The following is a 13,692-nucleotide window of genomic DNA, read 5'->3' as shown; positions in this document are numbered from 1 at the left end:
GCAGGACATCCGCCCGTGTCTGGAGGAGAGGCGGCGGATGTTCTTTTTGCGCGTTGCCGTTCAGCAGGAATGTCCGTTACCCTTGTCGAAGGATAGATCTGCACAACTGAACCGGTTAGATCCGGAGCCAGGAGTTTATGTGGTGAGCCGACATATCAATATGAGGGTGATTCCGTTCCTTCTGCTGGCCGTGCTGCTGCTGGTGCTCGTACTGGGCGGCAAGCAGCTCCTATATACCTCAGCCGGGCCAACGGCCCAGGCCGGGGTTCTGGATCTGCGCGGCTGGAAGTGGAAGCAGGAGCCCACGGTTAATTTGAACGGAGAGTGGGAGTTTTACTGGAAGCAGCTGTGGCGGCCTTCGGAGTTTTGGGCGGCACAAGGCAAGCTGGACCCGGATTATGCGACGGTACCGGGACCATGGAACGGCCAGATCGTAGCTGGACAGGCTATTGGCGGAGAGGGTTACGCGACCTACCGGCTGCGCGTGCTGCTGTCCAAGCAGGAGCGGGAGCTGGCAGTACGAGTGCCGACGATCAATACGGCTTACAAGCTGTGGATCAACGGTCGGCCGATTGCGGTGGCTGGCATTGTGGGCACGACGGCCCAGTTGTCAAAGCCTCAGTTCATGCCGATGTTGTCAGGAACGCCGTCGGGTCAGGAGGAGCTTGAGCTGGTGCTTCAGGTGTCCAACTTTGACCATCAGAAGGGCGGTATACGGCAGCCGATCGAGCTAGGTTTTTTCGATGCCGTCGCACGGGAGAAGGAGCTGTCGGTCGGCTTCGATACGCTGGTGATCGGCAGTCTGCTCATTATGGGGCTGTATCACATCGGACTGTTCACTGCGCGGACCAAGGAGCCCTCGACTTTGTGGTTCGGTATCTTCTGCCTGCTGTTCGGTCTGCGGATGTCGCTGCTGGGCGAAATACTGCTGATCAAGTTATTTCCCAAGTTTAGCTGGGAGCTGGCGCTGGTGCTCGAATACGTGACGGCTGCGCTCTCGCTTCCGGTCTTTGCTGCCTTTGTTGCCAGTCTGTATCCGAAGGAAAGCTCACGTCTTCTCAATAAGGTGCTGACGATCGTTGTGCTGACCTACTCGGTGCTGATCGTGACGCTGCCTCCGCGCCTGTTCACCCAAGGGCTGTGGGTATTGCAGGTGCTCGTACTGCTGGGCGTAGCGTATATTTTGTCGATCATCGCGGTAGCCTTTGCCCGGAGACGGGAGGGGGCGGCGGTGTTGTTGGTGCCGTGCATGCTGCTGGGTGTGGCTATTGTAAACGATATGCTGTTTGCCCATGAGCTCATTCAGACGACGGACCGCATGTCTGCCTTCGCTCTGCTTATCTTTGTATTCTTCCAGTCGGTGCTGCTGTCGATCAAGCTGTCGAGGGCCTTTGTGAACGAGGAGAAGCTGTCTGCGGCGCTCACGGATCTGAATGAAGGTCTGCAGGAGAAGGTCAGAGAGCGGACGTTAGACCTGGAGGAGGCTAACGAAGCACTGCGGATGAGGAATGAGGATATGGTCCGGCTGGAAAAGTCCCGGAGTCAGCTCATCAGCAACATCTCGCATGACTTGGGCACCCCGCTGACGACCATCCAATGTCATGTCGAGGCGATTCTTGACGGCATCGTCGATACGGAGCAGCAGCGTGAGGCTTATCTGCGAATCATTCACGGCAAGGTGCGGGGCATGGACCGGCTGATCGAGGATTTGTTCCAGCTCTCCCGTCTGGAGGCCAGGCAGGTGGAGTTCAAGCTGCTTCCCATAGCCTCAGACCGGCTCATGGAACGCTTATTTCATCGTTATGAGCTGGACGCGCGCAATGCAGGTCTGACCTATGAGCTGGCTCTCCGGGGTGAAGCCGTCCGGCGGGGGCCATATTCCACCGTGCTGGCCGACCCGGAGCGGATGCATCAGGTGTACGGCAACTTGATCTACAACTCGATCAAATTTACACCTGCTGGAGGCCGTATTCTGGTGGAGATGACGGACAACGGCGACGGAATCGTATGCCGGATCAGCGATACAGGCCAAGGCATTACGGCCGATGATCTTCCTTTTGTGTTCGACCGCTTCTATACCAGCAATACTTCACGGAATGCGCATACGGGCGGCAAGGGGCTGGGCTTATCGATCGCCAGGGAGATCGTTGAGGTGCATGGAGGGCGAATCTGGATCGAGCGAACGGCACCTGACCGGGGGACGGTGGTCTGCTTCTCGATTCCGGCAGAAAAAGCTTGACGCAGGCCTGTTTCTTTGCCTATGCTAATCTTAGTGCAAGGAGCCTGGAACGATACGGTGAACGGTGGTAGCTAGCATGACAATCCAAACAATTATGATTGTGGAAGACGATGCCGAGATCAGGAATGTCACCCGGCTTTATTTGGAGAAGAACGGGTTCCGTGTCGTGTGCGCGGATAATGGCGATGACGCTCTTAAACTGATGAAGGCAGATAAGCCGGATTTGGCGATCTTGGATGTGCTCCTGCCGGGCAAGACGGGATTCGTCGTATGCCAGGAACTGAGGGAGATATCTTCCGTGCCGGTTCTTTTCTTGAGCTGCCTGAAGGAAGAATCGGACAAGATTGCCGCGCTCAACCTAGGCGGCGATGACTATATGACCAAGCCCTTCTCGCCGAACGAGCTGGTCGCCCGGGTTCGGGCTCATCTCCGCAGACCTTATTTGAACAAGGAGAAGGAAGTGCAGTCTGAAGAAGCGCAAGCCGCCAGGCTCGTGTTCGGGTCTATGCATATCGATGGCTGGAGCCGAGTCGTACGGATAGACGGCCAGCCGGTTCCTTTGTCCCGCAAGGAGTTCGATCTACTTTATTTCCTGGGGTCCAATCCCGGGAGAACGTTCACCCATGAACAGTTGTTCCGCCAGATCTGGGGACAGGAGAGCTTCAACGATACGCGTACGATTATCGTGCATGTCAGCAACCTGCGGAAGAAGATCGAGCCGGACCCGTCCTGCCCGAAGTATATTATTAATGTGCATGGAGTAGGGTATAAATTCATGCAGCGCAGCGAAGCTTACGATCATACGCACTAGGGAACAGGCAGGCGCGCCTCGCGGCGCGCTGAAGATACAGAAGGAGGCGTAGTCATGGACGCGCGCATTATTGAATCGGTCATGAACCATTCCAAGGAAGATGGTTATTTGGGACGGGTGATCTTCCAATGGAAGGAGAAGCCCACGTATTTCGAGCTCACGCTGCAGAGCAAAAACTCGCGCGACTGGAATTACAGTTTGAGCTTCGCCAAGGAATCTGGCAGCGAAGAGGATATTCTTGCCGTGGAAGCCCGCCTGGAGGAAGACGATGAGCTGTTCGATGCCCTGATTGATTCGGCTATGCAGGCGCTTCCAGCGGAGTAAACCGCTGGAAGCATCCTGGCCAAAGATTGCTGTTGACGAACAGCCTTAATCGGGTTATGATTTGAAATGTAGCTACAGCATTGTAACCGAATACACGAAATTGGCGTGTTACCGGATAAAGGGCATGAGCCAAGAAAAGACTACTTAGATGACGAGTAGATTCTTTTTTTGGCTCTTTTTTTGTCCCTTCCGATCCGGTGGCATGAACACATGAGAATAAAGGTGGTGAACCATGCCTTGCAGCCAAAAAGTCTCCTGCGCATCGAACGGGTCATCAGCAACAATGTGATCATGGTTGTTGATCCGGACTCGGGAAAAGAATACGTATTGCTTGGAAAAGGAATCGGCTTCTCTTCCAAAGGCAGCGGGACGATTGAGGCCAAGGACCCCCGCATCGAGAAGCGGTTTCGTCTGGATGACCGGGATCAGCTGAACGAGTATCAGACTCTGCTCGAAGGCATCGATCCGGAGGTCATTCGGATTTCTGAGCAGATTATCGGGCGTGTGACGGACTCGTTCTCCCTGCAGCCCAGCAGCAAGGTGTACTTTGCGCTTCCGAGTCACATTCAGTTTGCCGTGTACCGGCTGCGCAACGGAATGGATATTACGAATCCGTTCCTGCAGGAAACGCAGCTCTGCTTCCCCAAGGAATATGAGATTGCGAAGCAGGCGGCAGAGATGATCAGCCAAGCCTTCCATCTCGAGGTGCCGGAGGATGAGATCGGTTTCCTTGCCTTTCATGTGCATTCCGCGGTCAACGATGTATCCGTGGGAGAGCTGGTCAAGTTCTCGAATCTGATCAATGAATGCGTCGAGCTGATCGAAGGAGAGCTGGGGAACACCATTACCCGGGACAGCATGGACTATGTCCGGCTTATCACGCATCTGAGGTTCACCGTGGAGCGCATCTCACAGAATAAAGTTGTCGGTAACCCATTCATGCAGGAATTGCAAACACGCTACAGACAAGAATACCGGATAGCTTCGGAATTAGGGAAATTGATGACAGAACGTCTGCACACGGAAGTACCGGAAGAGGAAATCGGCTACCTGGTTATGCATTTGTACCGATTGTTCCAAGCTTATGTGCCGCATCGTTCCTAACATCAAGGAGGGACTCATCATGTTCAGCAAATTATTCTCCAAAAATAAAGCAAGTGACAATCGGCTCGAAATCGCCTCGCCTATGACAGGTACAGCAGTACCCCTGTCGCAGGTGCCCGACCAGGCCTTCGCCGAGAAATACATGGGGGACGGGGTCGCTGTCGAACCGTCCGAGGGCAAGCTGATTGCTCCTTTCGATGGCAAGGTAGCCCATATGATCAATACCCGTCATGCGGTCATTCTAGAGCATGAATCCGGTCTGCAGCTGCTCGTGCATATCGGGATCAATACGGTAGCGCTGGGGGGAGAAGGCTTCACGGCCTATGTACAGACCGGCGATGAAGTCAAGGCGGGGCAACTGCTGATCGAGTTCGATATGGCTGCCATCCAGGCAGCCGGTTACCCGGTTATTACGCCGGTCGTTATAGCGAACGAAGAAGAAAGCGTGGAATCGCTGGAATCCAGATTCGGAGCTGTCCGGGCAGGAGAAGCGGGAGCTTTGCAAGTCGTATTGAAAACCTAAAACTACAGTTACTCGCGAAAGGGTTGAGCCTATGTTAGCCGGACTTCAAAAAGTAGGTAAAGCACTTATGCTTCCTGTTGCGTCGATGCCTGCGGCAGCTCTGCTGCTGCGCTTCGGCGCCATCGATTACGTGAAGGAGTTCCATCTTGGAGACAGCTTCGGCGGCTTCCTGAACCAGTATATCGCTCCGTTTTTGCTGGCTGGCGGCTCTGCGATCTTCGACAATCTGCCGATGATTTTCGCTGTCGGCGTGGCGATCGGTCTGGCTGGCGACGCTGTTGCTGCTTTCACCGCTGTAATCGCTTACTTCGTGCTTGCCAACGTGCTGGGTAAGGTTCCTGGGGCGTTTGAGTTCATCGGCAAGGACGTGAAGCTGAACATGGGCGTACTCGGAGGGATCGCTTCCGGTGCCTTTGCCGCCTTCTTCTATAAGAGGTACCATAATATTCAGCTGCCGGATTGGCTCGGCTTCTTCTCCGGCAAGCGCTTCGTACCGATTATCACCTCGCTGGCGATGGTATTTATCGGCTTGATCTTCGGTCTGATCTGGGCTCCGGTCCAAGAGGTGCTGGATACCTTCGGGCGCTTTATCGTAGGTCTGGGCGCATGGGGCTCGGCAGGCTTCCAACTGGGCAACCGGCTGCTGCTGCCATTCGGTCTTCATCATATTTTCAACTCGATCGCCTGGTTCCAGATCGGGGACTTCACCGATGCTGCAGGCAAGGTTGTGCATGGTGACTTAACGCGCTTCTTCGCCGGAGACAAGACGGCCGGCATGTTCATGACAGGCTTCTTCCCGATCATGATGTTCGCGCTGCCTGCTGCCGCCCTGGCCATCGTCCATACCGCCCGTCCGGAACGCAGGAAGCAAATCGCATCTATCATGCTGGGAACGGCACTCGCTTCGTTCCTGACTGGGATTACCGAGCCGCTGGAATTTGCCTTCATGTTCCTGTCTCCGCTGTTGTACGGCATTCACGCTGTACTGACTGGCGTATCTGGCTACATCACCTATGTCATCGGAGCCAAGCACGGCTTCGGGTTCTCGGCCGGCTTGATCGACTATGTGGTGAACTACCCGCTGGCTACGAAGCCGCTTCTTCTTATACCGGTCGGCCTTGCTTTTGCGGTGGTCTATTACTTCCTGTTCCGCTTCCTGATCGTCAAGCTGAACCTGAAGACGCCTGGACGCGAGGAAGACGAGGAAGTCACGGCAGTATCGAAGGCACCGGCAGCGGGCTCCAAGGCTTCACAGATTCTGGTTGCCATCGGAGGCTCGAACAATATCGTGGGGATTGATGCGTGCATCACCCGCTTGCGACTGGTCGTTCAGGACGATAAGGCTGTCGATGACAAGTCTCTCAAGAGTCTTGGTGCGTCAGGCGTGATGCGCTTGGGCCAGGGAGCCGTACAGGTTATCTTCGGACCGCAGTCGGAGCGATTGAAAGATGAAATCAAACAGATTATGTAATCTTAGATAAATAGAGCTGTACATGTTATTCGGATTCGGACCAGAGCTTATACCCTACTCAAGCAAGGAGCTGCTTATTATGCAAAAAGATTATGTGATTCAAAATCAGCTGGGGCTGCACGTCAGACCCGCCAAAAAAATTGTGCAAATCGCATCCCGGCTCGCGGGTGACGTATGGCTTGAGAAGGACGGCAAGCGAGTCAGCGCGAAAAGCCTGGTCAATGTGCTGACCATCGGGGCTAAGCACGGGGATACGGTGACCCTGATTACGGAAGGCGAGCAAGCTGAAGCGGCCCAGCAGGAGATCGGGGCCATCCTGTCGGAACTTATCGAATCGCCTGCCAGGAAGGAGTCCTAAGGATGAGATGGTCAGGGGTCGCCGCCGCATCCGGCATCGCCATCGGTCCTGTTCGCCTGTTGAGGGAAGAAGCACCGCCGGAGCGGCGGCGCCTTCTTCCCGGCCAGGAGGCTGTCGAGCTGGGGAGGCTGGAAGCTGCGCTGTTGCTGGCTGAGCAGCAGCTTGCGTCCATCTGCGAGAGCTTGACGGAGCGGGGCCAAGAGGAAGAGGCCGAAATCTTTGAAGGCCATCTGCTATTCCTGCAGGACGAGGAGCTTATAGGTCGCGCTCGCTCAATAGTAAACGAGGAGAAGGTCAGCGCGGAATTCGCGGTGGATACCGCCATGCAGGAAACGGTCGCTGTCATCGAAAGCCTCGACGATGCTTACTTGCGGGAGCGGGCCGCTGATATCCGCGATGTCATGCGCAGGGTCATCCGGATTTTGTCCGGCTCCGAGACGGAGGGTGCCCAAGCCGGAGCGGGGGAGCCTGAGATCTGGGTGGCTTCCGAGCTATCCCCTTCGGATACGGCGCGTCTGAACCCTCAGACGACGGCTGGCTTTATTTCAGCCCTGGGCGGGAGGACCTCGCATTCTTCCATACTAGCCCGGTCACTCGGCATTCCGGCTGTGGTGGGCCTTGGAGAGCGTGTACTGGACGAACTCAAGGACGGCCAAGTCGTCATCGTGGATGGGAGTCTCGGTGAACTGTGGATCGATCCGGATGCGGCCCAGCTTGCGGAATACCGTCAGAAGGCGAGGCAGCTCGCTGATCGCCAGACCTACTATGCGTCATTCCGGGAGCGGCCGACGGTGACGCTCGATGGTATCCATCCTGAGCTGGTGTCCAATATCGGGTCGCCGCAGGAGGCGGAGGCCGCAGCCCGCGAGGGTGCTGAAGGGGTTGGCTTGTTCCGGACGGAGTTTCTCTATATGGAACGTTCCGCGCTGCCAACAGAGGAGGAGCAGTACGCAGCTTATGCCGCTGTGGTTCGTGCTTTCACACCGGAGGCTCCCGTTATTATCCGTACGATGGATATTGGCGGGGATAAGGAGCTGCCAGCGCTGGAACTGCCTAAGGAGGATAATCCGTTCCTCGGATACCGGGCTATACGGATCAGCCTGGATCGTCCGGAATTATTCCGGACGCAGCTGCGTGCTGTACTGCGGGCTAGTGCTCAAGGTAACGTCAAGCTAATGTTTCCGATGATCGCCACGGTAGGTGAATGGCGGAAGGCCAGGGCCATGCTGGAGGATGTCAAGGCGGAGCTGCAAACCGAAGGCATTCCGTTCAATCCAAACCTGGAAACCGGCGTGATGATCGAGGTGCCGTCAGCCGCTCTGATGGCCGATCGTCTGGCCAAAGAGGTCGATTTCTTCAGTATCGGCACCAACGATCTCGTGCAGTACACGATGGCCGCAGACCGGATGAATCCGAAGCTGTCCTATCTGAGCGATCCGCTGCACCCTGCTGTGCTGCGTCTGATCGCCCAGGTGATTCGCGCTGCGGAGCGTCAGGGAAAGTGGGTCGGCATGTGCGGTGAGATGGCGGGACAGCCTCATGCCGTGCCGGTCCTGCTAGGTCTTGGTCTGCATGAATTCAGCATGAACAGTCTGTCCGTGCCGCGTACGCGGGCGTTGTTAGCGAGGCTGGATGCCCGTAAGCTCAGGCCTCTAGCCGAAGCCGTACTGGAGCTGGATGATCCTGGCGAGGTGAAGACATACATCGAAGAGAGGATTCCCTGGATTCGGGAGTTTGTGTAGATGGATATCGGAAGGGAAAGAGACTGCTTAAGCTTCTTGTAGAGGGAGCGTAATGCGGTCTTTTTGCCGTCCTGTCGAATTATTTCCCGAGAAATATGACAAAAATAGACGCTGGCTAGGGGCAGCATTCGCGATTGTTTACAACAGCACCTATGCTACAATATAAAGATTAAAGGATAACTAGGGAAAAGGAGGGGATTGTACATGTTCAAAGCAGCAGGTATGCTGGCAGCTCTGATCATGACCCTGACAACGCTCACCGGCTGCTTCGAACCGAAGTCTCCGGCTACAGGTGCTGTAGTGGACGTGGTGCAGCCTAGTAAGGGAATCGAGAGCAGGCGGGCAGAGCCTGTGCTGGAGACGATAGCGGAGAAGCTGAAGACGCCCTGGGCCATTGATTTCGACGGGGATACGATCTATATCAGCGAGCGCGAAGGCGATATCGTCAAGATCGCAGGAGGCAAGACGGAGCGCCAGAAGGTGAAGCTGCTGAAGCCCGTGCTTCAGAAGGGGGAGGGCGGATTCCTCGGTTTCGTATTGGCGCCTGATTTTGACCGGAGCCGTCAGGCCTATGCCTATCATACCTACCAGGAGAAGGGGAAAATGCTGAACCGGGTGGTGCTGCTGCGGCAGACGGGGAACGGCTGGCAGGAAGTGAAGCCTTTGCTGGAGAACATACCGGGCTCGATCTATCACAATGGCGGACGGTTGGCGATCGGTCCGGACAAGCAGCTCTATATCACGACAGGAGATGCCCAGACGGAGAGCTCTGCCCAGGATAAGAAGAGCCTGGCGGGGAAAATTTTGCGTATGACACTGCAAGGAAAGGTTCCCAAGGATAATCCGTTCCCCGGCTCCTACGTATTCTCGTACGGGCACCGTAATTCTCAGGGGATTGCCTGGGACAGCACAGGACATCTGTACAGCTCGGAGCACGGTCCATCCGGCTCGCCCGGCGGTCATGATGAGATGAATCTGATCAAGCCTGGCGCCAATTATGGCTGGCCGCTGGTGATCGGCGATGAGAAGAAAGAGGGGACGGAGCCTCCGTTATATCATACCGGGGAGAAGGCCATCGCTCCATCCGGAATAGCGACGGATTCTCAAGACCGCTTCCTTGTAGCAACTTTGGTGGGGGAAACCTTATACCGGTTCGACCCGAAGCAGCCTCAGCAGCTCCAAGTCGTATTGGACAAGCAGGGCAGGCTGCGTGATGTGAAGGTGAAGGATGGATACGTTTATGTGATAACGAACAATACAGATGGCCGCGGGAAGCCGGGGCCGACGGACGACCGGCTGTTCCGGTTCAAGGAGCAGTAGGACGATTCGTGGTCCAAGCAGCAACGGGAGGAGACGAGGAAGGCGTTTTGTCTGTAACTGCTACGACAAGCCGCTTTCACCGTCATGTGCATAAAGAAGCCTGGGAGGCCGACGCTGATTATTAGCGGGTACCCCAGGCTTGACGTTTTATACCCGATTTTCCGGGGAAGCTCACTTCAATTTTGGTTCCCTTGTTGACCGCGCTTGTCACCTTCAAAGTACCTCCATGGTTGGCCAATATTTTTTTGCTTACCATCAGACCTAGCCCGGTTCCCTTCTCCTTGGTGGAGTAGAACGGCTCCCCGAGACGGCCGAGGCGCTCGGGCGGGATACCGCAGCCCTGATCTTCCACCTCGACGGAGAAGCTGTCTAGAGTGAGCCGCTTGACCCGAATAAAGATAAAGCCGCCGTCCGTCATCGATTCGATGGCGTTTTTGATCATATTGATAAAGACCTGCTTCAGTTGATTCTCGTCACACAGTATCGTCGGACTTGGCTCCTCGTACTCCCTAACGAGCATGATATTGTGGATATTGGCTTGGCTCTCCAGCAGGGTGATGACATGGTTCAGCAGTGGAATAATCGGCTTCTGCTCCCGCTTGGACGGCTGAGGCTTAGCCAGGACGAGCAGCTCTGTAATAATAAGCTCGATCCGGTCCATCTCCGAGAATATTACGTCCATATAGCTTTTCTTGGCTGTGCCTGCATTCATGAGCTGCAAGAAGCCCTTGATCGCAGTGAGGGGGTTGCGGATCTCGTGGGCGATACCGGCCGCAAGCTGTCCGGCTACGGACAGCTTCTCGGATGACAGCATTAGCTCCTCCGTACGCTTCCGCTCCGTAATATCATTGAAGGTGACGACCGCGCCTAGCGGCATATGCTCGTCCCGTACCGGATAGACCCGGTACTCGACACTGAAGGACGAGCCGTCCTTTCTCCAGAACAGCTCGTCGTTGACGTGAACGGGCACGCCGGAGACCAGCGATCGAATCACGGGGCATTCGTCCTCTGGATAGGCGGTTCCATCAGCTCTCGTGTGATGAAATAAACGGTGGATGCTCCGGTTCGCGACCTCGTCGAAGGAAAATCCTGTCATACGTTCCGAGGCAGCATTCCAGAAAATCGTCTTCGCCTGCACATCGATGCCGTATACGCCTTCGTTAATGCTGTTGAGAATAAGCGAGTGGGTCCGGCTGAGCGTTTCGAATTTCTCGCGGTTGGCCTTGGTTTCAGTAATATCCCGTCCGATGATATAGACGCCCTGCGTGCCGCCCTCGTCCGTCATCGGCACGGTGCGGATGAATACGTGACGGATCGAGCCGTCCGCATGGTGGAACTGAATGACGAACTCGAAGCTCTCTCCCTGCACGCTCCGCTGGAAAAACTCCCGGAATGGCTTGTGATCATCCACGGCCACAAAATCGAAGAACGATCTCCCTACACAGTGGGGTTTGTCATATCCGGCTGCCGTGAGTACGGACATATTCGTATTCAGAATGACGCCCTCAGGATCGATAGAGAAGATCATATCCGGATTCTGCTCGAAGAGAGAATGATGATGGCTTTGACTTGTTCGGAGCTGCTTGCCGATCGTAGCGAACAGGATGGCAAAGCAGAAGATAATCACGGTTACAATGCCCATAACGACCGCTAGCAGTGTCGGCGTCATGGCGAAGGACCAGTACCGGTCCGCTTCCACGCGGTCACTGTTGAAGGTCGCGGCCTTGATCCCGATCTGATGGATGGCGCAGATCGCGATGCCGAGGATGGAGGCGCTGGTCAGCTTCCATTGCTGCAGGCGAGAGTCTAGATTCGGCCTCAGGATGAAGGCTGCGAGCGATAAGGCCAGAGTGATACCCATTGAACCGATTGCAAAAAAAAGATCATACCGGATCAGGCTCTCTGACCGGATCGCGCTGATCGCCGTATAGTGCATCATGCTGATGCCCATCCCCAGGGATAAACCTGCCCCGATAAAATGGGAGATCCGCGCATGCTTGCGGCTGATCAGGAGCAGTGCCGCCAGAGATGCCGCCACAGGCCATAACAGGGACAGCAGAGTCAGCCACACGTCATAACGGACCTGTAAGCTGGATTCCAGCGCGAGAATGGACATGAATTGCATCGACCATAAGCCCGTCCCTATGGAAAAGGAGCCGCCCACAAGGAGAACGGTTCGCGTGGAGCTGTCCGCCTTCCGGATTTTGACGGCCGTATCTATAGCAAAGTAAGAGGTTAATACGGATATTAAGAAGGAACAAGCGACTAAATATACATTGTAATACCCTTGCCAATATTGGATCATGCCATGACTCCCCTGGACATTGATGTAGACAGACTCCTATGGAATGTTAAGTTCGCCGATTGTTTGCAAATCCCTTTGAATCATTTCACAAATATTAGAAAAAAATTGAAAAAATCTTCGCTTCCTCTTCTTGGCCGGGTTCTCTGCTATAATAAAAGGCAGAATATAGAATGGAGTGAAGGAGAGATATGGTCAAATTAGCGGCCTTCGATGTCGACGGTACCTTGCGCGACCGGGACTACCTGCCGGAGTCTACGCGTGTAGCCCTTCAGCGGCTGAAGGAGAATGGGGTTATCCTGGTGCTCTGTACGGGAAGAAGCGAATATGAGATGTCATCGCTCCGCGAAGAGCTAGGGATGGATTGGGCGATTACCTGCAATGGCAGCCATATCGGCTATCAGGGAAAAACGGCATTCGGTACGCCGTTCCCGCAGGAGACGGTAAGAGACTGGCTGTCTGAAGCCGGGCGCTCCAATCACGGCCTCCTGCTGTACGGGGCAGAGGGGATGTACACGAACCGGGCGGAAGATCCGCTGTTCCTGCGGGCGAGGGAGGAGATCGGCTTCCTGGAGCCTATTTTGCTCGATTTGTCCGGAGGAGAGGCGTCGCTCCCGGAGGTTTACCAGAGCATCGTATTCTGCGAAGAGCATGAGGAGCATCTGTACACAGGCGGGAGCTCGCATGATTTCTATATCCACCGCTGGAGACCGTGGGCGGTCGATCTGAATCCCAGCGGCATGAATAAGGCTATCGGCCTGCGCCGGCTGCTGGAGCATCTGCAGATTGCCCCGGAGGATGCGGCTGCCTTCGGCGACGGCCTGAACGATATGGAGCTGCTGGCGTCGGTAGGAACAGGTATAGCGATGGGCAATGGGATCGACGAGCTGAAGGCTGTCGCCCGGCACGTCACCCGGCCGATGCGCGAAGACGGCATCGCTTACGCTGTCGATACGTGGCTGCTGCCCGTGTAGCGGCAGCGGCTCTACCGGAGCTGTCGTTCAGGGTGGCCATACCGGCTTGGAGAAGAGCCATGGGGGTTATCCTCTATGGCTCCAAACCTCAGCCAAATCAGGCGTAGATGCCGGCTTCGGAATAAATTACCGCTTAACGTGAGTAAGCGTGTTGCATTTCCTTTTGGAGTGTGGTACGATAAGTCTCGAATAGAAAATGAATTCACATAATGCAAAGGGTTTTCATTTGTGCTATGGAACCTTTTTCAATGTGTGAATTTTTTATTTGCTATATGGCGGAATAAAAAGAACATGTTAATAAACTTTTGGAGGAATTTCCCATGCAAACAGGTACAGTTAAATGGTTTAACGCAGAAAAAGGTTTCGGTTTTATCGAAGTTGAAGGCGGCAACGATGTATTCGTACACTTCTCCGCAATCACTGGCGAAGGTTTCAAAACTTTGGACGAAGGCCAACGCGTTGAGTTCAACGTTGTTCAAGGCAACCGTGGTCCACAAGCTGAGAACGTTGTAAAACTGTAAGCT

The 13,692-nt window shown here is 55.1% G+C and carries 12 protein-coding genes; 11 read left to right on the top strand and 1 reads right to left on the bottom strand.

Features of this window, described 5'->3' with window-relative positions:
• Positions 1-37: 37 nt before the first annotated feature.
• From WMW72_RS03090 to WMW72_RS03050, 9 genes are all read left to right on the top strand, one after another.
• Positions 38-2,239: an ATP-binding protein gene (locus tag WMW72_RS03090; RefSeq protein ID WP_341413931.1), complete on the top strand. Its 2,202-nt coding sequence runs from the start codon at positions 38-40 to the stop codon at positions 2,237-2,239.
• Positions 2,240-2,315: 76 nt separating this feature from the next.
• Positions 2,316-3,050, top strand: coding sequence for a response regulator transcription factor (locus WMW72_RS03085; protein WP_341413930.1), 735 nt, complete (start codon positions 2,316-2,318; stop codon positions 3,048-3,050).
• Between the two features lie 54 nt (positions 3,051-3,104).
• Positions 3,105-3,374 (top strand): hypothetical protein, encoded by a 270-nt coding sequence (locus tag WMW72_RS03080; protein WP_341413929.1) that lies wholly within the window; start codon positions 3,105-3,107, stop codon positions 3,372-3,374.
• Positions 3,375-3,584: 210 nt separating this feature from the next.
• On the top strand, positions 3,585-4,478 hold the full coding sequence (locus tag WMW72_RS03075; RefSeq protein WP_341413928.1) for a BglG family transcription antiterminator: 894 nt from the start codon (positions 3,585-3,587) through the stop codon (positions 4,476-4,478).
• A 19-nt stretch (positions 4,479-4,497) separates the two neighbouring features.
• Complete coding sequence (locus WMW72_RS03070; protein WP_341413927.1) at positions 4,498-5,001, top strand: PTS sugar transporter subunit IIA; 504 nt, start codon at positions 4,498-4,500, stop codon at positions 4,999-5,001.
• Positions 5,002-5,032: 31 nt separating this feature from the next.
• Positions 5,033-6,472 carry a PTS transporter subunit EIIC gene (locus tag WMW72_RS03065; RefSeq protein ID WP_341413926.1) on the top strand — a complete coding sequence of 480 codons (1,440 nt, stop codon included), beginning with the start codon at positions 5,033-5,035 and terminating at the stop codon, positions 6,470-6,472.
• A 79-nt stretch (positions 6,473-6,551) separates the two neighbouring features.
• A complete protein-coding gene (locus WMW72_RS03060; RefSeq protein ID WP_341413925.1) occupies positions 6,552-6,830 on the top strand; it encodes an HPr family phosphocarrier protein in 279 nt (92 codons plus the stop codon).
• 2 nt (positions 6,831-6,832) lie between these two features.
• A complete protein-coding gene (gene ptsP / locus WMW72_RS03055; protein WP_341413924.1) occupies positions 6,833-8,572 on the top strand; it encodes a phosphoenolpyruvate--protein phosphotransferase in 1,740 nt (579 codons plus the stop codon).
• A gap of 204 nt (positions 8,573-8,776) precedes the next feature.
• Positions 8,777-9,892 (top strand): PQQ-dependent sugar dehydrogenase, encoded by a 1,116-nt coding sequence (locus WMW72_RS03050; protein WP_341413923.1) that lies wholly within the window; start codon positions 8,777-8,779, stop codon positions 9,890-9,892.
• Positions 9,893-10,013: 121 nt separating this feature from the next.
• On the opposite strand, the gene WMW72_RS03045 is transcribed toward WMW72_RS03050, so the two are convergent.
• Complete coding sequence (locus tag WMW72_RS03045) at positions 10,014-12,197, bottom strand: PAS domain S-box protein (protein WP_341413922.1); 2,184 nt, start codon at positions 12,195-12,197, stop codon at positions 10,014-10,016.
• A 188-nt stretch (positions 12,198-12,385) separates the two neighbouring features.
• Here WMW72_RS03045 and WMW72_RS03040 point away from each other — a divergent pair, with 188 nt between their 5' ends.
• The gene (locus WMW72_RS03040; protein WP_341413921.1) at positions 12,386-13,168 is read left to right on the top strand and encodes a Cof-type HAD-IIB family hydrolase; all 783 of its coding nucleotides are present in this window, start codon (positions 12,386-12,388) and stop codon (positions 13,166-13,168) included.
• A gap of 320 nt (positions 13,169-13,488) precedes the next feature.
• Positions 13,489-13,689, top strand: coding sequence for a cold-shock protein (locus WMW72_RS03035; RefSeq protein ID WP_072330115.1), 201 nt, complete (start codon positions 13,489-13,491; stop codon positions 13,687-13,689).
• Positions 13,690-13,692: the final 3 nt, after the last annotated feature.

It is taken from the genome of Paenibacillus filicis, from assembly GCF_038070315.1.
Classification (GTDB): Bacteria; Bacillota; Bacilli; order Paenibacillales; family NBRC-103111; genus Paenibacillus_G; species Paenibacillus_G filicis.
This window is presented reverse-complemented; position numbering and strand designations above follow the sequence as displayed.

Bases quoted from the DNA above. Each gene is read 5' to 3' on its own strand.
- WMW72_RS03040 (WP_341413921.1), top strand. From the start codon at position 12,386: ATGGTCAAATTAGCGGCCTTCGATGTCGACGGTACCTTGCGCGACCGG.
- WMW72_RS03070 (WP_341413927.1), top strand. From the start codon at position 4,498: ATGTTCAGCAAATTATTCTCCAAAAATAAAGCAAGTGACAATCGGCTC.
- WMW72_RS03075 (WP_341413928.1), top strand. From the start codon at position 3,585: ATGAGAATAAAGGTGGTGAACCATGCCTTGCAGCCAAAAAGTCTCCTG.
- WMW72_RS03080 (WP_341413929.1), top strand. From the start codon at position 3,105: ATGGACGCGCGCATTATTGAATCGGTCATGAACCATTCCAAGGAAGAT.
- WMW72_RS03060 (WP_341413925.1), top strand. From the start codon at position 6,552: ATGCAAAAAGATTATGTGATTCAAAATCAGCTGGGGCTGCACGTCAGA.
- ptsP (WP_341413924.1), top strand. From the start codon at position 6,833: ATGAGATGGTCAGGGGTCGCCGCCGCATCCGGCATCGCCATCGGTCCT.
- WMW72_RS03085 (WP_341413930.1), top strand. From the start codon at position 2,316: ATGACAATCCAAACAATTATGATTGTGGAAGACGATGCCGAGATCAGG.
- WMW72_RS03035 (WP_072330115.1), top strand. From the start codon at position 13,489: ATGCAAACAGGTACAGTTAAATGGTTTAACGCAGAAAAAGGTTTCGGT.
- WMW72_RS03065 (WP_341413926.1), top strand. From the start codon at position 5,033: ATGTTAGCCGGACTTCAAAAAGTAGGTAAAGCACTTATGCTTCCTGTT.
- WMW72_RS03050 (WP_341413923.1), top strand. From the start codon at position 8,777: ATGTTCAAAGCAGCAGGTATGCTGGCAGCTCTGATCATGACCCTGACA.
- WMW72_RS03045 (WP_341413922.1), bottom strand. From the start codon at position 12,197: ATGATCCAATATTGGCAAGGGTATTACAATGTATATTTAGTCGCTTGT.
- WMW72_RS03090 (WP_341413931.1), top strand. From the start codon at position 38: ATGTTCTTTTTGCGCGTTGCCGTTCAGCAGGAATGTCCGTTACCCTTG.